Consider the following 24,134-nt stretch of genomic DNA (forward strand, 5'->3'; position numbering starts at 1 on the left):
ACTGACAACTTTTTTTGACAACATTTCGACAACTTGTTAATGTATTGTTAATCCTTTTTTAAGAGGAAATATACGTGAATACAACAATTCTGAAACAGTTATCGCTTTTATCTCAAGCATTATCTAAGCCACTTCACACACAATTATTGAACTATTTAGAGAGGCGCTACCCAAAATACGAAAGCTTTAAAAACTTGCAATTATTGAATGTTTATGCGGCTTTTATTTTCTCTCAAGGCAAGCTTAACTATAGCGGCATTGAGATACTTAATGATGAAAATACGTTTAAAGCTCATACAGATCAGTTTATTGGTTTTTTTTATTGCGAATCTAACAACCTATCTCTCGCTTCTAAAAGAAATTTGGCGTTTCGTCTTCACCGTATGATGTGCGACCTTGCGAAAGCAAATCATATCCATATTACGCCTCAATCTATTGGTGTCGAAAAGATAAACGATTACGTACAGCACTGCATTGAAAGCTATCAATCCCTTGAGCGTAATGAAGAAAAACTCACGTATTTAAACGGCTGGTCGGTGACATCACAAGAGCGTAAAGCAGTTCTTGTCGATCTTGATTTTCTTTATGTGAAATACAAACAAGCTTTTACCGACAAAATTCATGATACCCTCAACCGGTATGGCTTAACCCAAAAAACAAAATCTCTAAGAGGTAATCTATTTAAAATTAAATCTTTGCTTGAAACGACCTCGACGCTTGATATGAAAGCAACGGTGGAAAGTTTTGAGTTATTGCTCAGTGAAAAGTATGTGCAATCGACATTCTATAAAGCGTACCAATTGCAATTTTCTGAATGTCTGGTTAAGGGCAATGACCCAGTATACTTTAATAAAGCATTTAATGACTCACTTGATATTTATACCTCTGTGTTTATCAACACAAAGCTTTATCCTGCACCATTAAAAGCGTTTATAGCCCCTATAATTTTAAACGTTAAAAATCCGCCTAGCTTCTCAACAGGCGGTAAAACCAGTGAGTTAGAGAAAATGCGATGGTTTGCTGATATCCCTTTGCACATCAAAGATGAGCAAGCCATTGCGGTGATAGAGGCTCGTATTGAACGAGACATAAATATATTGAAAACGGTATTCACCACGCATTTTAATCAATTAAAACAGCGACAAGAGCGAAATAAACGCTTTATCGATAAAGGTATAGTGAAGCCTATTAAGGGGAATTCTGGTCCTCGTAAAGGCAGCAATACAGGTAGTAAAGCTTATGCTATTGGCGAACACCACTTAGATAACACCATTGCAACGTTCTATAAGTATGGCATTAGTGGCTATAAGGGTTATCAGTACGGAGTGTTTCTAGGGTTCGAGGGGAAAAACGAACAGCTAATCGAAGAGCTAAACCTATCAACGAATGCCACGCTGTTTACTTTAACTGCCTTACTTGTCATTGAGCACCCGAAAATCACCCCGTCTTGGCTGCAAAAGCTGCAATTGTTCAATGAAAACGGTAAGTTAACAGGTTATAAAAAAGTCGGTGAGCAGTTTATCTTAACCAGTGAGAAAGCGCGTAGAGGACGAAATTTAGCGCAGCAGGATGTCATACTCAATGAGTTTTCTAAATCCATCGTGGACTTTATCGTTCAACACACACAAATAGCCCGACAGCATTTAAAAGCGATTGGTGATCCTAATTGGAAGTTTTTGTTATTAACATGCACATTAAATAAGGCTGTGAATCCAAGTGTTCAAAGTCAATTATACAACCCCTTGCCACTTGTCAGAAAACGACTAAATGATAAAGCAGCGTTGCCACTTGAATATGATGTATCAGCACAAGAACTCGATATCATCGCCAGCATCACCACGCACAGGACAATTCGTCGTCATCGTGGACTGCAAATCTATCTCAAAACGCGCTCACAAAGTGCCGTGGCTGACGCGCTTGGTCATAAAGAAGTAAATCAAGATTTACTTGATACCTACCTACCTAAACCTTTAATGGACTTCTTTACCGAACGTGTTATCAGGCAGTTCCAAAAGGCAATCATTTTTGAGGCAATGAAAAAATCACCTTATTTGCTGGATGCTGTCAATATGACATATCAAGAGTTAGAGGAGTTTTTGGAAAATCATGGCTTAAATGACCTCCCAGATTTAAACGCAGCCACGTTTGATAAAGCCGCCTCACAACAAGCTGAACAAAGTATTTTCGATAGCGTGGTGTTGACTGTCACCGTGCCAATATTTCAGTTGTTGATGAGCATTAAAACAATCATTGATAACGACAATGATGCATCCCGTTTTAATGAGTTAGTCCAACATTGGTATCAATCAGCAACCTATCTCTTTAAATGCATTGAAATGCCTGGCTTTGATGATGACGACATCTTGGACATGTACGAAGAGGCGAAAAAATCACCTCTAGACCACACCATCATAGAGGGAGTGCTTTCATGCTAACCGCGGTAGATAATCTCGCTTATCTTGAAAAATTGACCAATGATATCGTGAACAACCCTGAAAAACTTAATGGGATGCACGTAAACACGCTTTCTCAATTAACCAACTATGCAGTTGCAACGGATGATTTTCGCGTCCTTGCTTTACTGACAGAAATTCACACGGGCATTCCAATGGAATCTGACTCGTTGCCCGAATGGTGGTTATCAAATTTTCATGACGACATTTCAAAAATACATTTTAAGCACCAAAAAAAGGTGAAAGAAATCCGCTGGTGTGACATCACTTTAGATGATAATGAGCCGCTAACCAGTGAAAAACACCAACCCTTACTTAATGCCTTTAAACACTGGCTAATCGCGTGTGATAACCCGTTAGATAATGGCGGTAAGTTAACAAGCTCTAAAAGCGCTGCGAGGAAATATAGTCATATTTTGACGCTCATTAATACCATTTTACTCAATGGTCAGGCGTTAAAGTTATCGCAATATCATTTAGAAAAAGTCAGCGAAGCATTTTGGCTCAATGTGCTATTAACTATCGGAGAACATGCAGGCTCAATTAGTACCGCTTTATACCAAACCCATGATCGCATTAAGGCGTTACTGGATAACGTTGAAATTTCTATAGAGGAAGTCAACGCATTTAAAGCAAAATACCCCTATGTGACCCGTGACATTGCCAGCGATGAAAACACTCTCAACCTTAACGATAGAGTCAAAGCCTGTTGTTGGCTACATCAGCAACGATATTATGCAAATAAAACACGCGACAAATTTGGTCATCGTAATCCTCAAGGCAACAACACCATTCTCACGGCAAAACTTTTTGAGGGAAAAATCCTGACCGGTACAATTCAACTCTCCCCTTTTCCTGAGTTGGCATTAAAGCCCACCCCACTTATGTCTGAGTATCAAGCTGTTCCAAATCAAGATAAGGGCAATGGATGCTCAGCAAAGGATATTCAACCATGGCATCATGCTATTCAACTGATAAACACCAATATCGATAAACACGATGTCAGCACATTTTCCCCTGTGACCAGCAAGGTATCCGTTGATGCGGTACAAAGCTTAACGACACTGCGTAACCAAGGACGTACCCGCACCTTACCGCCTGAGTTTGTGTTTGATTTATTTAGAAATAGCTATGAGCTATTGGAAGATTTCTGCCCTGCACCTGATACAAAAGAGGTGAATTTTTTCGACAACCTACTTGATGTATTAACAACAGTCCACTCAAAATCGACTGCTGCGTTCTCCAACACTCACCGCCCTTACCCTAGTTCAAAGGCATTTAATGAGGCTCTTCACCGTGATTTACCACAAACTGAACTCGGACATTTTCTTAAATTTAATGCGATCGATTTAATCCATCCTGATTTTAAGCAAAAAGGCATAACACAATTAGAGGGACTACCTGCAAGTGCTGAAAATCGTCATACTCGGATTCGTCATAACGAATCCATGCTTGAGATTTTCACTGTACTACAGGGCGCAATTCAATTAGTGCTTGGCGCAACTATAGCAAGACGACAAGGTGAAATGGTTCAACTGAAACCTTTCGGCAACCTTGTTTTTAATAGCAGGAAGGGGCAACGCACAACGGATGCCAGCCCATATATTGAAGACAGTGATAACTGGCACTTACGCTTTAAAGCCAAGAAAACAGGGGTAAAAGGGGAAAACATAACCATCGATAGACCGATACCTTTATCTGTTGCCCGATTTGTGTACCAGCTCGAACAGTTTAATCGGCAAGCGATTGAGCGCGGTATCGCGACAAAAAACGCTCTCGCTTTATTTAATCACATTGATACGCAAACCTTTCAACTGAATAAGCGTAATAGTAATGGGTTTAATGATGCATTTGATGCGCTGTGTGATTATTTTGAAACCGCAATCGTGGAAATGGATAATGGTGAGTATCGTCGTCACTACGTGAGACAGCACCAGTTAAGACGCTTCTTTGCTTTGGTGTTCTTCTGGTCAAAAAACTATGAAAACATGGAAGCACTGCGCTGGATGCTTGCTCATTCCGATTTAGAGCACTTGCACAATTACATTACCGATTCAGATACAGGTGGCGTACTTAACAGCGCGAAAGCGAGTGTTATCGTACAAAGTGTTATCAGTGATAAATCACAGATTGACAACCTTGATGAAGTCGAACACTTACGTAAAATCCTCGCTAAACGACTGACAGGTAATGCTAATAAAGCACTGCATATTCGCACGTTGGATGATGCTATCTTTGATTATGGCGATGAAAGTGAACACCGCACAACCCCCCACATATCACAACTTCAAACCGAGCAAGACCTTGAGAACGAAGTATTAATGTTACTCGAAAGCGATATTATCAGCCTAAAGCCAGAGTTTTTTACAATCAAAGATGAAAACGGAGAAGACATCAAAACTTTCAACCTTATATTAAAAATTAATGAGTTAGAGGCTGAATAATGAATCAAGAGAAAAACCAACTCAAAGTCATAAAAACACGGGACTTTCTACAAGAAATCATTCGCTCACCGAAAACGTTCCAAGAAGATACCGCATTAGTCAAGCAATTGAAGTCGCAAGGTGGACTGGCAAAATTTGAGTGCAGTGAACGTAATATTGAACCATGCAGCTTAAATACCTTTAAAACCAATGCTGACGAGGTGATTCGTGGAGGCTTTGATGCAATCGATGCCCTAAGAAAAAACGCTGTAAACGCGCTTGAGTTTGAAATTAAGGGCAAAAAGTCACGCAAAGGTAGCCTGAACACACAAGCTGGACAAAAGAACCGTATTGCTGAGCAAAAAAAGGAAATTGAAGCGTTACAGCGAGAAAATATGTTATTTACTGCCTTGCTGCGCGAAGCCCGTTCAAAAATGAAAACATTAGCATCACACAAAGGCACAGAGGAAGCGCGTTGGGAAGCCTATCTGGATGCTAACCACCAAATCCAAAACGTGAGCGATTTATATTTTGATGGTGAGATATGATAACTAACACGCTAAAGGATATGGAGTTTTGGCTACATATAGGTGTACCGAGTCACGCTAGGAAGATAAACCCTATTGATGTGCCATTCCTAAGTTATTCCAACTATAAACCATGCCTAGAAGCCAATGCTTATATGCATCATTTAGTCGTTCAGAAGCACCTTAAAGCAACCAGCATTAGAACGTATGCATCTAAAATCGTCCATTTAATTCGATTTATCGAAACGCAGCCAATGTTGAGTCGATTTAGTCAACTGACAGACAGTTCGTTTACGCTTTTTATTCAGAATCTAACATTGGAAGTTAAGCCCAATGGTGAGCCTAAACGTTCATCAACTGAGGTCGCCAAAATCGGTGAAACGTGCATTCAGTTTCTTCAATTTGTTCAGTCATTCCATGACTTAACTCACTTCATCGGACAAGATGAAGTCAATGCCATTACCGTATTAGAGAAAAGGCACTCAATTTCAATTGAGGGACGAAAAGATAAAAAAGAAGTCATCACTATCACACACGCTTCATTGCCAAAAAAAGGGGCTGTAAAAAGTCGCCATCCTGTTAGCAAAGAAGACGCGCTTAAAATTTGGCAATACATCAACACTCAGAAAAAAGACCTATCTTCTTTCACAGACCCCAAAGCCAAACGACTGGCAAAACGAGAGCAATACGATAAACGAATACGCGATAAAGCCATCTATGTGTCGATGGAAATGCTTGGTGGTCGTGTGAGTGAGTTACATTCGCTGAGGTATAGCGATTACCTTGCAGCGAGAGAAACGGGAAAACTCAAAATAAAAACCAGCAAGAAGCGTAATGATGAAGATAGTCATCGTTACTTACCTGTCGATCACATACTTTTAGAGCAAATAGCTAACTATACCGATGTGAGAAAACGGGTGATGAAAAAGTTTGGCGTTAAGCACGACTACCTCTTTATTTCTTTAACTAACGGTAAACCTTTTAACGCTAAATCTTGGACAAAATACATCAAACAATGGGCTGACGAACTAGGGATTACAGGTCAAGTCTCACCGCACTTATGGCGACATGCGCGTTTAACTAACTGGATGATAGATCGGATTCTTGCGTCAAAAGAAATCAACAGTAAAGACGACTTTAGAAAGAACGTGCTTCACACCATGCAATTTAAGAAAGAGCTACAGCAATTTTCAGGTCACACCTTGATTAGCTCACTAGATACTTACCTCGACCTTGCTTGGGAGTCTCTGCATGGCTATACCAAAGTTTACAATGCAGCCTCACTCAAAACTACTGTAGAGAGTATGGAACGAGAAATAGAGTGCATTGAGGCGCAAATAGAACGTAAGGAAATAACGCCTGTACAAGCGATTCAGAATATAAAATCGGTTATAGCCGCATTCAAGAAAGATGTTCTTAGCTCAAACCAGATTAAAGGCTAATACATTTCATATAATCATAACCACAAATCTATCTAACCTCGTAAATAATAGTGGTTTGTTCTCATCGTTGATCAAACGAAACTTTATCATTAATGTGAAAATCGCTCGTAGCCTTTCTAATGCGAGAGTCGCAAAAGAATACTTTCGAGCGATTCGTCTTAATACAACTGAATATCTATACTCACCACTAAACTTAGAATGGCTAAGTTTTTAGCGTGTGGCGCCTAATTTGATAATTTCCAGTTTAATTACCCAAAAGATTCAAATTGCCGATCTAATACCCGTAAAAACTTAATTCTCTATCTTCTCAGCATGAATCCCGTAACGACTCATAGCCTCCAGCAATCTAGGGATATTATCCCCCCATTGGTTAGAAATAGCGATGAGTTCCCCTGAATCTAAAGTCAAAAGATCATTTTCAGAAGAATGGTAACGACTTAGGTACTTTTCAGTAATCTGATCAAATAATGCAACCGCTCGTTGTAGGTTATAACCTTCCAAAGCTCGGCGGATTTCAGCTAAGTCTGTTGGCTTATTAACGTTAATCCAATGGGTTAAAATCGCTAATGCTAATTTACGTTTATTGTAAACCTGCCCGTTAAAACGATATTTTGAGTAATCACGCTGTGTTTTTTTACTCGTTCGTTGTTCTACCTGCTTCTCTCTAAACTTAACCTGATACTCTTCAATCTCAGGAACAGGAATGATTTGCTCTGCATTGATTAAAACATCGTCATTGTAACGATATGGCGTTAATCGCACACAACTAATATAAATCCCTTTATCACGTAACCAAAGCACTGATGTTGTCAGCTCTTTGCCAAAATCAGCTGAAGCTAAAACAATACGAACATCATTGCCAAAGTCATCTAAACTGCTTTCATCCAAATCAACAAAGTCGAGAATAGTTTGACGCGCATTCAGCTCTAACTCTTCTTTTTCGATATATTCTTCAAAGTAAGAACACGCTTTATCAAACGTCATCGTCGATATCATGGCCGCATAACGTAAAGACTGAAGCTCCATATGAGCCCCAATTTCATCACGTTTTAATTCAATTACAACCAAGTTGGCACTTTTATCAATAGCGAGTAAATCAATACGCCGACGACTGTCTTCCCAATCTGAAAACTCCTCAGAAATAACTAAGCAGTCAGGTGCAATAGCACCAATACAACCTTTTAACGCTTCTTGTAAATCTTGACGTTCAAGTAATCCCTCAGCTGCAAAAGTAGTTTGCGTTAAAGCAGTTAGATTTTTGTTGGAGATATTATAGAGGCTCATTATTGTGCTTATACCTTTAATTTTATTATATTTTTACTAAACTGGCGATTCGCAACTTGGGCATTTAATGTTAATTGAAGACATCGGCATCAAAGATAAATAGGTCCAATACTCGCCATTCTTAATCAATCGTGCATTGCAGGTACCACAGTGGTTATATACGGTAAACTGAGTACACTCATTACATCGATACCAACGCTTTTGATGATTTGATCTCATTGAGTTAGTTACATCAGAAACTTTTTCTGAACCGCAAGACACGCAGAAATTTATGGCTTGAGTATCATCAGACTCTGCACGAGATGGCGTATTATCTTCAATGCCATATTGCAAAAACATCCCTAGCATACGTTGGATTTCATCAAGGTAGCGTTGCGACTTCATTGGGTTAGCACATACTGCACCATAGTTTGTAGCCTGGCGTTGATGGTATGTAGGCTCCCAATCAAACATGGATAGCTCACCTAAATAACTGTCTTTCGCCCATTCCTGAGGGGATACGACTTTCTCAACCGCATCTAACACGGGGTGAAGAACAAACACGTTATTCTCTTGGCCTTCGCTATAATCCTTAACTTTATATAGTTCATGGATAACCCCACCGATCCCACCTCTTTGCTTGAGATAGGCAGCAGAATAGTACTTTGCGTCGACGACTAACCGCTTTGAAACCTGATAACCACTTTTGGTAGTCGCTTCTACATCCAAAACAAAATCAGGGCGCTTGCCATTTGCTAAGAACGGTTCGTATTGCAGAGTGATAGCTCTTGAAACACTTGGGTTGAAAAACTGAATGCTGATTTGTTCTTCATTGCCTTGAATATTCGCAATCAATTTTCGTTTCCAGTTTTCCTCTGGCTGATATCGGAATGCCTGAGTCAGCACTTTGATGATTTGCAACAAACACCAACGTTCATAAAGTAATGGCATGTTGACTAGTCCAATCGCCTCGACTTTCTCCAGCGAAAGCAAAATGTCCTCATCGGCCAAGCCAATCTGCTCTTTTAACTTTTTAAAACCCGAGTGAACCGCTTGATAGGCAGGGTTTTGCACAAAAGTCATAGAGTTAGGAAAGGTGCTTTTACTTTTGACTTTGCACTGACGCCATTCTTTTTCTACTTGCTGGAAAGGTTTCAGTTTTGGCTCAAGCGCTTTGTGTACTATTCCCACCTTTTCATGTTCAGTTGCGAAATAACCCAAGCGCTTATTGATGGTAGAACGTTCTTTCTCCTGTTCAGAGAGCTCTTCCGGTGTCAGCTTCGTTTTCCAGCCATTTTCATTTAGAGCAATGCCTTGCTCGCGCAACTTGGAAAACTTCTCTTTATCTCTTAAGAGTGATCGCGAATCCGCCAGAATCGTTAGTTTAGATATGTACTCTGGGTACAAAATCGAAGCTGTTCCTCTCCTAGAGGGAGGAGGCATAATTGCCACCATGTCATAGTCGCTGTATGGCTTAAACAAGCTCGCGTAATGCTCACCAGACCTAAAAATGGTATGTCCATTAAGTTCAAACTGTTGCCAATCATCATGCAGGGATGGCTTGATTTTTGCCCACCACTCGTTCTCAGAGCCTGTTGTTTTTTCTAGTCTGAGGTAGCCTTTGGCAGCATGATTCAGTGAAAAGTACTTATTGGCATTAATTTCACCTAACTGACTCGCCAACTCGGCATTGATTACTTCTGTATCAAAGCGCTTTTTAAGTCTTTCTAAGTCTTTAACTACAAGGTCACGGTTGATAATACGATAGTCTTTTAAACTGTCTAAACGCTCATTAAGCTTTTCAATAGCACCAGAAAAACGACTCTTTTTGTTCTCAGCCACCCTAACCAATTGCTTTACAATGCTCAGCGTGCTCGAAACCACATATAGCACATACTGGTTTTCGGGTACGTTGTAAATCGGCTCAGATGCGCGGCTCGTTAAATGTTTACGCGAACCTTTGGTACAAATCTCCATAAATGTACGTGGAACAGGGCGTACCACTTTGGCCGGCTTCAATGCTTGAACTTCTTTCAGCTCAACTTTGGGCTTTTTGAGGATTGTTTGTGCATTGCTAAGAATTGAAGCGACCAATGACAACGCTTCCTGATCGATTGCCGCAACCTGAGAGTTTTTTGCATCACCCGTAATATGGCTATTATCATCAAGGATCAGCTCCCACAGGTCCGATTTAAAATCTGATAGGTAGTGAGAAAGGTCCGATTTAGTCTGTTCGGAAATATCAATATCAAGCTTTAGTGTCGAGTTACCTATAACAAACGCGATCTGACCAGCCGTTCGCCGCGCCTCACTGCGCCAAACCCGTTGTTTTGCATCCCAATTAGCAGGCTCAACCCACCACACAGTTTTAGAGGCAGGATCGATAATCGACTCTAACTGCCTACTTTCGCCATTGGGCATGGCAATGTATGGCGGTGATTGCTGACAATGCCTAGTTTTAATCGCAAGTTGAGCAAAACGCAGTTCATCGACTTTAGGGTAGATAGTGGTATGTGCGGAAAACGCATTGTTTCCTGTGGACTCAAGCTTTAACGAGTACTCTGACTCGCTAACACTGACTAAGGTTTGCTTATCGTGCCATTTGGTCTCGATAAACTTGATAATGAATGCAGCTTCCATGATTACGCCCAGTAGTTCACAACGCCATCATTCGATTCAGCCGTTTTAACCAAACGCTCTACCGATTTGGTGCAAGAAAACTCCGCTGCTATCTCTGCTTGATTATCCAACAGCGACTCAAGGCGAGGTAAGAATACACGGCTAACAAGCTCAGCTTTACTGTAATCGCCTACTTGCTTATCACCATCAAATGTGAATTTTGGTAGCACCTTATGAACGATAAAGTTGTTGATGGCCAGAGACTTATTGTCGTTTACATCGCTAAACAAACTTACGTAGTTAAGCCCTTGTCGAATGGTACGCATACCAAACTCCACGCCAAGCGGGTCAAAGACATCTCGGTTTAAGGTCGTAAACAACTCGCAGAATTCATTCGAGCGTTCAAATTTCGGATAAGGGGTGCGCTCACCAAGCTCTGCAATATCAAATACAAGTGGCAAAGTAACGTCGTCTAGTCCGTAAGAGTCAATCTCATCAAAAATGGCATCCCAGTCGGTCAGCAAAGGACTCTTAAACTTCATCACGTGCGCACGGTCGAGAATTTTCGGTGATAGGTAATGCGTCGTTTCGTCGATATTGATAGCACCAATTATTCTTACGTTCGCTGGAATCGTGATCGACGAAGGCGTGCCGAGAACACCAGCCAACATACGTCTGATGTCACCGTGGTATTTGATCAGTGAGTCTTTATCGCTAAAGCCAAATGCGCGTTTCATCTCTGCGTTAATCTCTTCGTCTTGCATGAGCGCAACGAAGTCCACGATACCATTTTTACTGAATTTTTCTTGCGCGTTAGAAATGATCGAAACAACCCCTTTTAGCTCGGCGAGAACGTGTGCGGCTTCATCATCCGAGTAAAGTTGAATAGTCGGCTGCTCGTTACGTTCTTCAAGCTTAGAAAGAAAGTCTGCAAAGTAATATTCCACTCGGGCAAGGTTCATTTCGTCTAAGCAGATGAAGTATGGAACATCTGGGTTTTGCTTAGCCTCGATCAATGCCTCAAGGAAGGGGGTAGCCAAGTATTTCTTCTCTAGCGGGTTGTAATAACCCAACAAGTCTTCTGAACTGGTCCAGTTTGGCTTAACAGGTATTATTTTCGATACCCCACCAATTGCCTTGGCAAACGACTGAACTAGGTTTGTTTTGCCTGAACCCGAGTCGCCCGCCAAAATGATTAGATCATTAGCCCGAATAAGCGTCATGAAGTTCTCGATGATGTGGCGAGGGTAGAGAATATCTCGTTCTTTTAGGTGCGCTTGAATGTATGAAACTGCATCGCTGTAGTTAGAATTAAAAGCTTGCGAAAAAGATATATGCTCGCCACGCTCCTTATTAGACAAGGAGCTTCCAACAAAAAAGTTGAAATCTTCCTCATCCAAGAACTCAAAATTCTTGAGGAAGATGGCTTTCTCTTTGATGAAATCTATTAGTTTCTCGACTTTTCTTGCCATACTTTCCTCTACTCTTCGGCTCTTTTCGATAATGACGTCTAACTCAGCTTTGCTTTCTTCAATCTTCAGATTTAGCCGATGATTATCATTATTCAGTTCTTCATTTCTCTTTATTGAGCTTTCAAGCTCAGTCGTTGATGCTGTGATTTTATCCTGTGTACTTTTGAATGCGTCTGACAACTCCGCCAACTTGTCAGTCATATCCTGTTGTTTTTCTTGCAACGCTACCTCTAACGCTTCTGTTTCTGAGGCGATTTTGTGTTTAACGCGCTTAACTTCTGCGTCATAAATAACTTTGCGTAGGAGTGTTTCATCTTCATTTTGAATTAGGGCTTGCCGATCTACATTAGGTAATGCATCGGGCAGATAGGTCAAACGCTCAACCGTCTTATCATTGACGGCTAATAAAAATGGGTTATTTTTTTTAGCTCTTTGCGGGATGGATGCTAGCATCAGTTCGCAAGCAACCATCCCTTTAGTGTCATTACCTAACACTATTTTTGCTACTGATGGGTTTAAAAACACACCTGATTGCAATTCATGCGAATCAGTCAGAGGGTATTCTATGCTTTGGTTGCCACTAAGAGTTTTTGCGTTACGGATACCAGCCCAGTTCCCTGCCTCGTTAATACTTAGCTCACCCCAGACATCAATTTTATGATTTTCCAAGCCCCAACTATCATAAAGGCGTTGGTAAAGCTCTTCATCAGAGAGCCCTTTAACCTCATCAAGGTTATAAGTAACGTGTTCTAAATCCATGATTTCTATTCAAGCAAAATATAAACAAGGGAAGGTTAGCAGCACTGTAGCTGCCAATCATGTGTTAAAAAATCCGAAAATGTAGGTTTTATACCGCCAGTCTAGCAATAGTCTTTTGGAGCTTTGTCTTGATGCAGTACCACCGTACCAAGCCGATAACATGGCTTAGTACGGTGATTAATAATGTCATCAATCAGCTGATTAACATGCTTTGGTTGCCATTTATAAGGGCGTTGGTACTCCGGAATGATGAGTGATTTATCCAACAACTGCGCAATGGTTTGAGGCTGATTGAAGACAATGGCCATGCTTATACAGCCTGTTCAACGATAGCATCAGTGAGATGTAGTTGAGTTATTTGAGAGCCTTTTAATCGCAATTTCAGTTGATCACAAATTTCCATTAAATTATTAACTTTATCGACAATAAATTTTTGTTCTCGTATAGGAGGAATAGGTATAAGAAATTTAGATATATTCCCCATACTTAAGTTTGGTCTAGCATTATCCACTTGCTTATCGTACATATAGGAAATACAAGTACGACTATTAAAGAAAATTAGGAAAAATTCAGGAATTATTTGATACGGAAATAAACGAATAAGGCATACCGCTTGATTAATATTAGCTACACGATTGCTATCAAATAGTGCAGTTCTTCCAATCGATGCACCTACAATATTCATTAAAAAATCATATTTTTTTAAAATTGAACGAGGCTCAATATCATTGAAACTTTTCTCAACATACTTTTCATTATCAAGAATAAGCTTAAATGCACCTACATTTTCACTCGTAACAAAAAGGACATCTTCAGAATTTTCTGTATAGTTAACACCTTGCCATTTAGGTGATGAACCTTTAGTAATTAATTCACTTAAGCTTTCTAATCTTGAAAAACACCACCCATTCGGCAAGTCAAACGGCTTTTCATTATCAGCGATCGGTGGTAGCACTTTTTGCTTTTTAATTTTCTTCTCTTTGATGAGTTGCTCTTTTTCTTCTGCAATACGCTCTAGCAGCACAGATGCTGGTTCATCGTTTGGATCTTGTGGGACAAGCTTACCCATCACCGCCAGTTGCAGAATGGTTTGTTTTAGCTGGTCGATGCTCTCTTCTGTGGTGAACAAAGTATCAAAATGATCGCTAATACGTGCCCAGTTTTCCATTAACTCATCGGCATCAGCAGAGTTCGTTAATGTGTTGAGTAACGTACTCACTAATAACTGATGCGCTTCAATGCTGGCTTCGGTTTGTTGCTCAAGCTGATCGCAGAGTGTCATAAGTTCATCGACTTTGGCGACAATGCGGTGTTGTTCTTCTGTTGGTGGAATACAAGCTATTAAAATATTTGCTTCATTTCTATTCAAGCCTGGTTTTATACCTTTACCTAAAGTATCTAATCCAAAAGTGCTCAGATGTAAGAAACAATAATCAAGGGTAATTCCAGTGGGAGGTGTAACACTGTAAGCAACATCAGTTACCCAACATGATGTAATGCTTTTATTTAAAGCTCCAGCAGACCCCTTACGACCAACAACAACGCATCCTTTATTAACTGAAAATTCGCTATGAGAACCAACAATACCATTCGAACCATAAACTGGATATTCTCCAGATTCTGAACGCTTGGTTTTAGGAAGATTATCACCGTACTCCAAATTATAAAGTTCACCAAAACGGCACAACTGCCATCCTTCTGGTAACTTTTCTAGTTTTTCGTCTTCTGTAATATTGGGTAATTTTTTTTGCTTTGAAATTTTTTTATCTTTTATTAACTGTACTTTTTCAGCCGCAATGCGCTCAAGCAATACAGACGCAGGCTCATCATTCGGATCTTGCGGCACTAACTTACCACGCACAGCCAATTCTAAAATCAGCTCACGTAGTTTCTTCACGCCATACAACTCTAATTTTTTACTGCTGCCACGCCCTGAAGTGGATTTGGTTTTTACCGCTGATGTCCACGTATCAATGTGCTGGGTAATTAACGATTCAACGGTCATGATCACGCCTCGCTGCCAGTTGATGATTTCAGCGCATCACTTAAGATGTTCTTTAACTGGTTACGTAGATCTGCGATCTCTTGTTGCTGCTGTTGGTAGCTTGCCAATAGCTCTTGGGGATCATGGGCAATCACTTCATCTTGATGTGGATTTTTAATGTCTAAGTTGAAGTTACGCGCAATAATGTCTTCAATCGAGACTTTCCATGCATGTTCATTTTCAACACGTGTTGCAAAACCGTCAGCTTCATTGCCCCACCAATCAATCTCTTGCTGGAACTCTTCAAACTTCATTGGTTTGGTTTTGCTGTAGTTCTTCACACCTTCTGGGTATGGGTGCTCATAGAACCACACGTCTTTAGTTGGCTTGCCTTTAGTGAAAAACAGAATGTTAGTTTTAATACCTGTATATGGGTTAAATACCCCATTTGGTAAACGTACGATAGTGTGTAAGTTACATTCTTCCGTTAGCATTTTTTTGATTTTGGTTTTAACACCTTCACCAAACAGCGTACCGTCTGGCAATACCACACCTGCACGACCGTCTTGATCTAACACTTCTACAATCAGTTGTAAGAACAGATCGGCGGTTTCACGGGTTTGCATCTCGGCTGGGAAGTTCTTTTCAATACCGTCTTCTTCTGTACCACCAAATGGCGGGTTGGTCGCAATCACGTTTATGTTGCTATCCCAGTTTGCCAACGGTTTGTTTAAGGTATTACCGTGTTTGATTTGTACTGGTACTTCGATGCCGTGCAGCATCATGTTAGTAGTACACAACAAGTGCGGTAGCTGTTTCTTTTCAACACCGTGAATTTGGGTTTGCAGTGTTTGGTGATCTGCTGCCGTTTTCACGTAATGTTCTTTAACATGATCTACAGAACACGCAAGGAAACCACCGGTACCACATGCTGGATCCATAATGGTTTCACCCAGCTTAGGATCGAGGCGATTAACAATAAAGCGTGTTACCGCACGAGGCGTATAGAATTCACCCGAATTACCCGCACTTTGTAAGTCACGAAGAATTTGCTCGTAAATATCACCGAATAAGTGACGCTCTTTTGAATCGGTAAAATCAATTTCGTTGAGTTTGTTGATCACTTGGCGAAGCAATGTGCCGTTTTTCATGTAGTTAAACGCATCACTGAATGCGGCTTTTACTACTAAACCACGGGGATTTTTCTCGCCATTAACGGGCATATTTTTTAGATGATGGAACAAGTCATCATTAACAAACTCAAGTAATTTTTCGCCTGTGATCCCTTCTGCATCGGCAGCCCAGTTACGCCATAAGTATTTTTCGTTTATCGGTGCTTGGTAATCATCTTGTTCAAGTTCTAGCTCTTCTTCCTGAGCATCGAAAACTTTAAGGAATAATAGCCATGACATTTGACCAAGGCGCTGTGCGTCACCATCTACACCTGCGTCTTTACGCATAATGTCTTGAATAGATTTAATTACGGAACTGATAGACATGTTTTACTACTTTAGCTAACTGAAATTGTGGGGAATTATAACAGAGTAGATGTTGAAATAACTGATAGATACCAGTCTAAATTGATAGGTATTTGCTCAGTTACGACAAATTACAAGTTACTCGACTAGTTTTAAAACAACCCTTTCATACAAGTATGTGATGAAAGGGTCATCGTTTATGCGGATTGATCTAATTGAGGCTGATAGATAGCGGCTTCTAACTCATTAACTGCTTCTAAATATTGCGGTTTGCCGCCAAAGCCTTTTTTGATGATTTCTATTGGGCGCCCTAGTTCATCAAACGGTTTTACTTTTAGAACGTGAATATTTTCAATCTCTTGCACACCTTCATCGGCATACTTTTCAAGTAGATTATTCAACACCTGCTGCGCTGTTTCACCGTACTTAGTAAAGTAATTACGCTTTTTAACGTTCTCTGCACGCTCTTTTCGGGTTAGTGGTGGCTGATCGTAAACGACATGACAAATCATATCGAATGGATCCATCTCTTTACCCACTTCTTGCTCTAATGCATCCCAAATAATGCCAAGCTCAGCTAATTCATCAATAATTGCCTGCTTGCGATCGGCATCATTCCAACGTTTGGTAAAGTCATCTAACGAGGAAAATTGCGTTGCCATGGCTTTACGTGTGTAGTCTTTGAATGACTCTGTCACCAACTTGCCATCACTATCATAATATTGCACACGCTCAGCAATTTTAGTGACAGTGACACCTGATACATGGAATTTCTTCACTTCTTCCTGAACCGGTTCATCTCCACCTTGCGGTGTCTTGTCCTCTCCTGATGGTGTATATGGCGGTGGTGTCGGCTCTAAAATTGTATTCGGATCAATATCATCATCGTCAAACGGTGTTTCTAACGTATCTTCGTCATCAATGCCATTGACAATATCATCCAGATCTTCTGGGTTTTCAAAGTCATCAGGCTTCGCCACTTTTACTCGCTCAGGTGTTCCATCAAAGCGTTCATCAGCAAATAGCTCTGTCGCTTTTTTGAAATCTAAAATCGAAAACCATAATTTTCCGTAGCGATCATCAATGCGTGTTCCACGACCGATGATCTGCTTAAACTTCGTCATCGATTTAATCGTGGTATCGAGAACAACTAATTTACACGTCTTTGCATCAACCCCTGTGGTCATCAACTCTGATGTTGTTGCAATTACAGGATATGCCTTTTTCGGGTTAATGAAATTATCTAGTTGAGCTTTACCAATTTCATCATCGCCGGTAATTTTCATTACGTACTTTTCATTCTTAGCCATTTGCTCAGGACAGCAGTTGGCAATGGCACGACGCATACGCTCTGCATGGTCAATATCGTTACAAAAGACAATTGTTTTTGCCATTGGATCGGTACGTTTTAAATAGTTCGTGATGGTTTGAGCGACTAATTCTGTACGCTCATCAATCACCATGGTGCGATCGAAGTCTTTCTGGTTGTAGATTCGATCTGTAATGGTTTCACCGTGTTTATCTTTTTGCCCTTTTGTTGGTCGCCAACCTTGTAAATCAACGTCTAAATCAACACGAACCACTTTGTAAGGAGCAAGGAAACCGTCTTCAATACCTTGTTTTAACGAATAGGTATAGACAGGTTCACCGAAGTATTCGATGTTAGAAACTTCATCGGTTTCTTTTGGTGTTGCAGTTAAGCCTATTTGAGTTGCAGAGCTGAAATACTCTAAAATCTCTCGCCATGCGCTATCTTCTGACGCACTACCCCGGTGGCACTCATCCACAACAATTAAATCGAAGAAGTCTGGACTGACATTCTTAAATATTTTCTTGTCTTCTTCTTGTCCAGTCATTGCTTGGTAAAGGCCAAGGTGAATTTCAAACGCAGGATCAATACTACGATTACCAATTTTGGTCATTGCGGTATCAAAAGGCTGAAAATCGTTATTTTTGGTTTGATCGACCAAAATATTACGATCTGCTAGGAAAAGAATACGTTTCTTAGCCCCTGATTTCCAAAGGCGCCAGATGATTTGAAATGCGGTATAGGTTTTGCCTGTACCTGTCGCCATCACTAACAAGATTCGGTTTTCACCTGAAGATACGGCTTCAATAGTCTTATTAATCGCATTTAATTGATAATAACGTGGAGACTTACCACTACCATCGTCATAGTAATCTTGCGTGATCAATGGTAATTGCGTAGCAGTATAGCCTTTCCATTGGCAATACTTTTCCCAAAGCATTTGTGGGGAAGGAAAATCTTCTAAGCTAATTTCAGACTCTAGCTTTGCTGGATTTGTTTTATCGTGAAAAATAAAACCGTCACCATTACTAGCAAAGACGAATGGAACTTCAAGCAATGATGCGTAATCCAACCCCTGCTGCATGCCTTTGCCGATTTCATGCTTGTTAGCTTTAGCTTCAACAACGGCAAGCGGAATACTCGGCTTGTGGTACAACACAATATCGGCCGATTTCACTTTTTTACGAGCCGCAATTTGACCTCGTACGACGACCTTACCATCTCGTAATTTTACTTCCTGACGAATTTGCGTCATATCATTCCAGCCATTAGCTTTAATAGCTGGAAGGATAAATTTAGAAATAATGTCGGCTTCAGAAAGCTGAGATTTGGAAAATTTTTCGACCATGTGACTTTCATTCCATCTGTTATTGCAGATGATTATATAACAAAGTTCATATGATAGTAGTATTTGATCGTAACAAGATTTGTTATTTATGTTGTTTGATCACATAGTTAGCTTCACTTTAATTAACTAAAAGCTGCAATTACTCGCTCTCTATATTGCCCTAATTTGATGCGTTCAGATTCTTGATAAATCATTTCGCTACTACTGTTAGTGCTATTTGACACTTCGTCTTCCCAATCAATTAAAATTGAAGAACAGACACTACCTGTAGTCGTACTACTTTCAGTTGCTTTTACTTTCGTGTTACTAATGATGTCTTCGACAGGCTGAGCTGCATCGATATACAAACAAGACTCTGGTATATCTTGCTCTATACGCTCAGCAAACTCGACCAAATTACTTTCAGCAAATGTATAAAGCCATGCATCTTGATTAACGCTATTAGTTACACGCAAAATACGCCCCAAGACTTGTCTAAAATATAACTCAGTTTTAACCGCACTTAAGTGACAACAAACTTGAAGTCTTGGTATATCAGTACCTTCACTAATCATTCCCACACTGACTATCCATTGTGTTTTATCATTTCTAAAACGTTGAATTTCTTCCATTGGAGATTGATGGTGATAAGTAACGATAGAAACAGTTTGCTTAAGTTCAACATCTAACAACTTTTGTATCCATTTAGCGTGTGATACTGAAGCTGCAACAATCAGCCCTGCTGCATTCGGTGTTCTTTTTCTAATCTCGCAGAGCTTTGTACAAGCTAATTTTAATATATAGATAACAGCAGCTTGATTATGAATAATCGATTGATATGACGCTTTTGTATGTTGAAGTAAGTCGGCAATTGATGAAAATGAGTGACTAGATTCATCTTTAATCGATAAACCTTCATTATCAACCAATACAATCTTAGGCCGACGACAGACATTATCTTTAACAGCTTGATTTAACGTATATTGATAATCACAGACAAGCATTCCTTCAAGATCAGAATATTCCGCCATTGCGATAGGGAAACGATCAGAGCGCCAAGGCGTACCAGATAGCGCTAATGTATATTTAGCTAGTCGCTGTACTTTACATACGACTTGCTCTCCCCATGAATTACTTTTCCCATCCTCATCAAACGAACAATGATGGATTTCATCAAACACGACAAATATTCGATATTTCTTTAACGTTTCCCAAAAGGAATCATCAAGATATTTGATGCTTTGATATGTGTACGATGCTCCTAAAGTTCCTAACCCGCCACTAAACGCGCATGATAAATAAGATGAAAATGTCGCTTTAATTCCCTCTGCGACTGCAGAAGAAGGCGAAAAACAGAGTACTAAGTCTATTTCATCATTATCCAATAATGATTTGGCGACGTCTGCAGCCATAATGGTCTTTCCAGCACCTGGAGTTGCTTGGCAAAAGAAGTGTGAATGTCCATTTATATATTTATCTAACGCTTTATTAGCGCATTCCGACTGCCAAAACCTCAGCATAGGGACACCTTAGTATTTTTTACCTGCAAACGATTTGTTAATGCATTTACTCTGCCCAAAAGTTTAGCGGAACGTTCTTTAGCTGTATCAAAAAGCGGGATCAATATTTCCTCGTCATTAGGAAAACGATTAAGCAGTGATTGGTATTCTTCTACTTCGCCCAGTGTAATTGCGAGCTCAGCCTCATACTCCTTTTTCTCTTGAACTAGGATTTCAATAATGTTGCCAACACAATTTGGTGATTTTACTTTTTCATCACTTTTTGGCGCAAAAGATTGAGCTCTAAATTTATCTGTTATTGAGTAACGTTTATCTCTTCTTTTGCCTAAAGATGTTAGCCATCCATTTTTTTCAAACGATAGAAGTTGTCTATAGACATATTGCCTTGCTTCTTCTTTATCAGTAAACGACACATCTTGACTCAGTAGCGCATCTCTAAGCTCTATCACCGAAAAATCATCCATCTTATTTTCAATCAATAGGTTAAACATATGAGCATTTATTTTGATGATTGTATTCATGTGTAAATTTAGACCAATAAAAACTTAGGATTGCTAAGTATACAAAAATCGGTAAAACTTAGACAATCTAAGTTATCTATAGGTTTAAAAGAAATGTCTAAGTGGAATACAACAACCCCATTCCAGCGAGGCTCAAAGCTGCGCGTAAAAAAGCAAAAATCACCCAGAAGGATTTAGGGGTGAAAATAGGTATGGAAGAAAGCTCTGCAAGCGGCCGAATGAATCATTATGAAAAAGGGCGACATGTCCCAGATATTGGTACTTTGAAGCGTATGGCAGAAGAGCTAGGTGTTCCGCTGCATTATTTCTTCTGTGAGAATGAATTAAGTGCAGAACTTGTGTGCGCCATTGAAAAGCTAAGTGATGAAGATAAAGCTTCGTTACTTGAAAAGTTGTGTTCCTCTAATTAAGAGGATATTTAAAATATGAATTTAATTAATAGGTTATGAGAAAAGATACAGTTAATAAAGTTGCCTCGACTGCATTATCTAACTTTGTAAGAAATACATCACCAGAAGAAAAAGAGAAAATATTCAAAAAAATTCTGGCAGTAGTTTGTGATACTCAAAATAAAACTATCGCTGAAGCCAAAAAACTCTCAAGCCGGAATAGTTAATGCGAGAGTACCATCTCATCAAACCTAAGTAAGAAGTATCTATATTAGGTTTGTATTTTGAGCTTAGTGTTAAAAAGTCTTAGTTACTTGAAGGTAATACACTTTGAAGGTATATAAACAAAGCACGTACAGTAAGGTTAGGCTGAACAACAAGCGACACAAGACATAAGCTAGCCATGGAAGCTAGCTCGTTTTTGGACATAACATTGTTAGGCTTTCTAATTTATTTAGGCTGGTAAGTATTAGGAAAAGTTTTGATAACTCCTCCATGACGTTCCTTTAAGAATAGAAAAAGACCGCCACTGTGGGCAGTCATTTAGAGGTAATTCTATTCATATATACCAAGTGCAGTTACGTTAAACCGACCACCTACGTGCAACTAGATTTATTTTCATTTTTCCTGTCGACTGTTTAACCCCCCTTTTCAAAGCAGGTTTTACAGCAAGCCCCCTTGCATTGAGAGCAAATTGGTTAAAGCCTGAGATATCTAAACCTTGCTCACTCATTTTTTTATGTATATCTAGAACTTTTTGCTGCTTATCCAAAATTTCTAATTCAGGCTTTGATTCGATTTTTCGCTTTATAAGATAACAAATGCCAGTCGTGAGAGCTCCTAGTAAAACGAAGCCCAACTTTTCTATCATTTCATTCATTTACACTGAATCTTCCTATGAGCCCTAACGCCTGCGTAATAGGCGCGAGTTTGCGAGCGTCCTAATTGACGCACTTGTTAGGTGATATTTCTCAGAATCTATCATTAACCTTATGCCCAATAAGAAAAACAAAACTACCAAGTGTGATATACCCAAGTAGAACCTCAATTATTACAATAATTCTTGTGAAATCAGTTAACGGAGTAATTTCACCATAACCAAGAGTTGTGAATGTGACCACACTGTAATAGAAAGCAGTAAGAAAGCTACCGTCAAAACCTTTAAGACCACACGAGTTAACCTGATAGATTAATGCGAAAACTATGTTTGCGATTAGTGCAAAAATCCCTAGAACAGCGTACGAGGTCCATGATTTTGTTATTATAAGTGAAAACGAAAAAAGAAGTTTTTCACCAATCGGTAACCTTTTAAAGTTCCTGAGCTGGACAAATATATATTGATACCAGTCTACATAGTTTTTGAATGATAAATTGTAAGGGCTAGTTAGTTTAGCTGTGTCATTGAACAGAAATATAGTATGTTTTTGACTGTTTTTGGGGGATTCAGAGAATATCCCACTTCTGAATATTGCTAAGAATAAGCATTTTAATAAATATAAATATGAAACTTTTTTGTAAGATAGTCCATCAGGGGCGGATTGATCGCTCAGCTCCACGACATTTAAAAAAGCTCCATCAATATCCGCTCCAGCCATAGATGAGCACTGAAACTTTACCTGACCTAGCCTAGCATTTACCAGAATGGCTCCATTTAATGAGCAATCCCTAAATGTGATAGAGCCTAGTTGAGCATTAGTTAAGTTTGCGTTAGCAAGACAAGTGTTGACTAATATGCAGTGATTTATTTTTATACCATTTAAATCTATGCCCATCAGATTTTCTGAAGGGCTGATTTTAGGATTAGCATACATCTGTTGAAAATCATCAAGAGATAAGTCTTTGCCGTTGAATTTGAACCTAAATGAAGAAAATTCTATTGTTTTTATATGTTCGGGGAGATGCCAGGTGCCAGTTTTAACTGCATCATTGGCAGCTTCTTCTATTTCTTTAACTCGGTTTTCAATGTAAGCAAGAACAGCTTTTTGACACTCAATCCCAGCTTCAGATTTCCATCTAATTTGTGTTTCAAATTTCTGTATTTCGGTATCGATAAAAAATCGTCGTAGCTCTTCTGCGATAGTGCATCTATTTCCGAACCAAAACTCTGCGATATTTGTAGAGGTATCCCACCCTAGCTTCATGAGAGTTTTTTCTACTTTTTCAGGTAAGTACATATCTTCCTTTTACCTTTTTCACCTAACAGTATATTAATAAGCATTCTTACTTTCGCGCAAAAACACACACATAAAAACCTTTATCATACTAGATATAATCTATATATATCATGAAATTGATAACAATTTTTCACGTCTAACGCTCAATGAGAGGATGTGATAAGTAAGAAATGTATTTAATCAGTCTTATTAAAAACAGAACTAAAGCGATAAAATCACCACGTTTCATAATAACTGGTGATACACAGTAAATAAAACTAATCCCAAATCACGTTAATACGATATGAATGAGTATTTGCTCTGAATGAGAATGGGGCAGAAATGTTTCAGCCTGAACGAATGAAACGATGTGATCACCAAGCGATTCTGTCGTACCCTAACTACCAAGCGACTTTGTCGCTTGCTTAATTACCGAGGGAAATTGACGGTCTCCATTTTTACGTAATTCTTTGACTATCAATATGGGCTAGTCAG

General features: G+C 39.5%; 17 protein-coding genes. 6 read left to right on the plus strand and 11 right to left on the minus strand.

Going from position 1 to position 24,134, the window contains the following annotated elements:
• Window positions 1-74 precede the first annotated feature (74 nt).
• The 4 genes from C9J41_RS10890 to C9J41_RS10905 are packed head-to-tail and all read left to right on the plus strand — an operon-like array spanning window position 75 to window position 6,845.
• Complete coding sequence (locus C9J41_RS10890) at window positions 75-2,435, plus strand: hypothetical protein (RefSeq protein WP_107291359.1); 2,361 nt, start codon at window positions 75-77, stop codon at window positions 2,433-2,435.
• Window positions 2,429-4,897 carry an integrase gene (locus tag C9J41_RS10895; RefSeq protein WP_107294550.1) on the plus strand — a complete coding sequence of 823 codons (2,469 nt, stop codon included), beginning with the start codon at window positions 2,429-2,431 and terminating at the stop codon, window positions 4,895-4,897. Before C9J41_RS10890 ends, C9J41_RS10895 begins: the two co-directional genes overlap by 7 nt.
• Entirely contained in the window at window positions 4,897-5,424 is a 528-nt protein-coding gene (locus C9J41_RS10900) for a hypothetical protein (protein WP_107294551.1), read from the plus strand. The genes C9J41_RS10895 and C9J41_RS10900 overlap by 1 nt, the downstream gene beginning before the upstream one ends.
• A complete protein-coding gene (locus C9J41_RS10905; RefSeq protein ID WP_107294552.1) occupies window positions 5,421-6,845 on the plus strand; it encodes a tyrosine-type recombinase/integrase in 1,425 nt (474 codons plus the stop codon). The genes C9J41_RS10900 and C9J41_RS10905 overlap by 4 nt, the downstream gene beginning before the upstream one ends.
• A 291-nt stretch (window positions 6,846-7,136) precedes the next feature.
• Here C9J41_RS10905 and C9J41_RS10910 read toward each other — a convergent pair whose 3' ends face one another.
• The 9 genes from C9J41_RS10910 to C9J41_RS10950 all read right to left on the minus strand — a co-directional run bounded on the left by C9J41_RS10910 (window position 7,137) and on the right by C9J41_RS10950 (window position 21,097).
• Window positions 7,137-8,129: a hypothetical protein gene (locus C9J41_RS10910; RefSeq protein ID WP_107294553.1), complete on the minus strand. Its 993-nt coding sequence runs from the start codon at window positions 8,127-8,129 to the stop codon at window positions 7,137-7,139.
• A gap of 36 nt (window positions 8,130-8,165) precedes the next feature.
• A complete protein-coding gene (locus tag C9J41_RS10915; protein ID WP_107294554.1) occupies window positions 8,166-10,748 on the minus strand; it encodes a nuclease domain-containing protein in 2,583 nt (860 codons plus the stop codon).
• Between the two features lie 2 nt (window positions 10,749-10,750).
• Complete coding sequence (locus C9J41_RS10920; RefSeq protein ID WP_107294555.1) at window positions 10,751-12,958, minus strand: AAA family ATPase; 2,208 nt, start codon at window positions 12,956-12,958, stop codon at window positions 10,751-10,753.
• Between the two features lie 101 nt (window positions 12,959-13,059).
• Window positions 13,060-13,266: a DUF262 domain-containing protein gene (locus C9J41_RS10925; protein WP_233220409.1), complete on the minus strand. Its 207-nt coding sequence runs from the start codon at window positions 13,264-13,266 to the stop codon at window positions 13,060-13,062.
• Between the two features lie 2 nt (window positions 13,267-13,268).
• On the minus strand, window positions 13,269-14,963 hold the full coding sequence (locus C9J41_RS10930) for a restriction endonuclease subunit S (protein ID WP_107294556.1): 1,695 nt from the start codon (window positions 14,961-14,963) through the stop codon (window positions 13,269-13,271).
• Window positions 14,964-14,965: 2 nt separating this feature from the next.
• A complete protein-coding gene (locus C9J41_RS10935) occupies window positions 14,966-16,441 on the minus strand; it encodes an N-6 DNA methylase (protein WP_107294557.1) in 1,476 nt (491 codons plus the stop codon).
• A 176-nt stretch (window positions 16,442-16,617) separates the two neighbouring features.
• Window positions 16,618-19,077 carry an EcoAI/FtnUII family type I restriction enzme subunit R gene (gene hsdR, locus C9J41_RS10940; protein WP_107294558.1) on the minus strand — a complete coding sequence of 820 codons (2,460 nt, stop codon included), beginning with the start codon at window positions 19,075-19,077 and terminating at the stop codon, window positions 16,618-16,620.
• 122 nt (window positions 19,078-19,199) lie between these two features.
• Window positions 19,200-20,576: a DEAD/DEAH box helicase gene (locus C9J41_RS10945; RefSeq protein WP_107294559.1), complete on the minus strand. Its 1,377-nt coding sequence runs from the start codon at window positions 20,574-20,576 to the stop codon at window positions 19,200-19,202.
• Entirely contained in the window at window positions 20,570-21,097 is a 528-nt protein-coding gene (locus C9J41_RS10950; RefSeq protein WP_107294560.1) for a hypothetical protein, read from the minus strand. Before C9J41_RS10950 ends, C9J41_RS10945 begins: the two co-directional genes overlap by 7 nt.
• Before the next feature lie 101 nt (window positions 21,098-21,198).
• On the opposite strand from C9J41_RS10950, the gene C9J41_RS10955 reads away from it, so the two are divergent.
• Window positions 21,199-21,507 carry a helix-turn-helix domain-containing protein gene (locus C9J41_RS10955; RefSeq protein WP_107188500.1) on the plus strand — a complete coding sequence of 103 codons (309 nt, stop codon included), beginning with the start codon at window positions 21,199-21,201 and terminating at the stop codon, window positions 21,505-21,507.
• A 35-nt stretch (window positions 21,508-21,542) separates the two neighbouring features.
• Window positions 21,543-21,713 carry a hypothetical protein gene (locus C9J41_RS21805; RefSeq protein WP_158259622.1) on the plus strand — a complete coding sequence of 57 codons (171 nt, stop codon included), beginning with the start codon at window positions 21,543-21,545 and terminating at the stop codon, window positions 21,711-21,713.
• A 356-nt stretch (window positions 21,714-22,069) separates the two neighbouring features.
• Here the strand turns inward: C9J41_RS21805 and C9J41_RS21920 are convergent, their stop codons facing one another.
• A complete protein-coding gene (locus tag C9J41_RS21920; protein WP_199194436.1) occupies window positions 22,070-22,366 on the minus strand; it encodes a hypothetical protein in 297 nt (98 codons plus the stop codon).
• Window positions 22,367-22,457: 91 nt separating this feature from the next.
• Window positions 22,458-23,660: an ion channel gene (locus C9J41_RS10965; RefSeq protein ID WP_107294561.1), complete on the minus strand. Its 1,203-nt coding sequence runs from the start codon at window positions 23,658-23,660 to the stop codon at window positions 22,458-22,460.
• Window positions 23,661-24,134 lie beyond the last annotated feature (474 nt).

Origin of the sequence: Photobacterium sp. GB-50 (assembly GCF_003026755.1) — a bacterium.
Lineage (GTDB): Bacteria > Pseudomonadota > Gammaproteobacteria > Enterobacterales > Vibrionaceae > Photobacterium.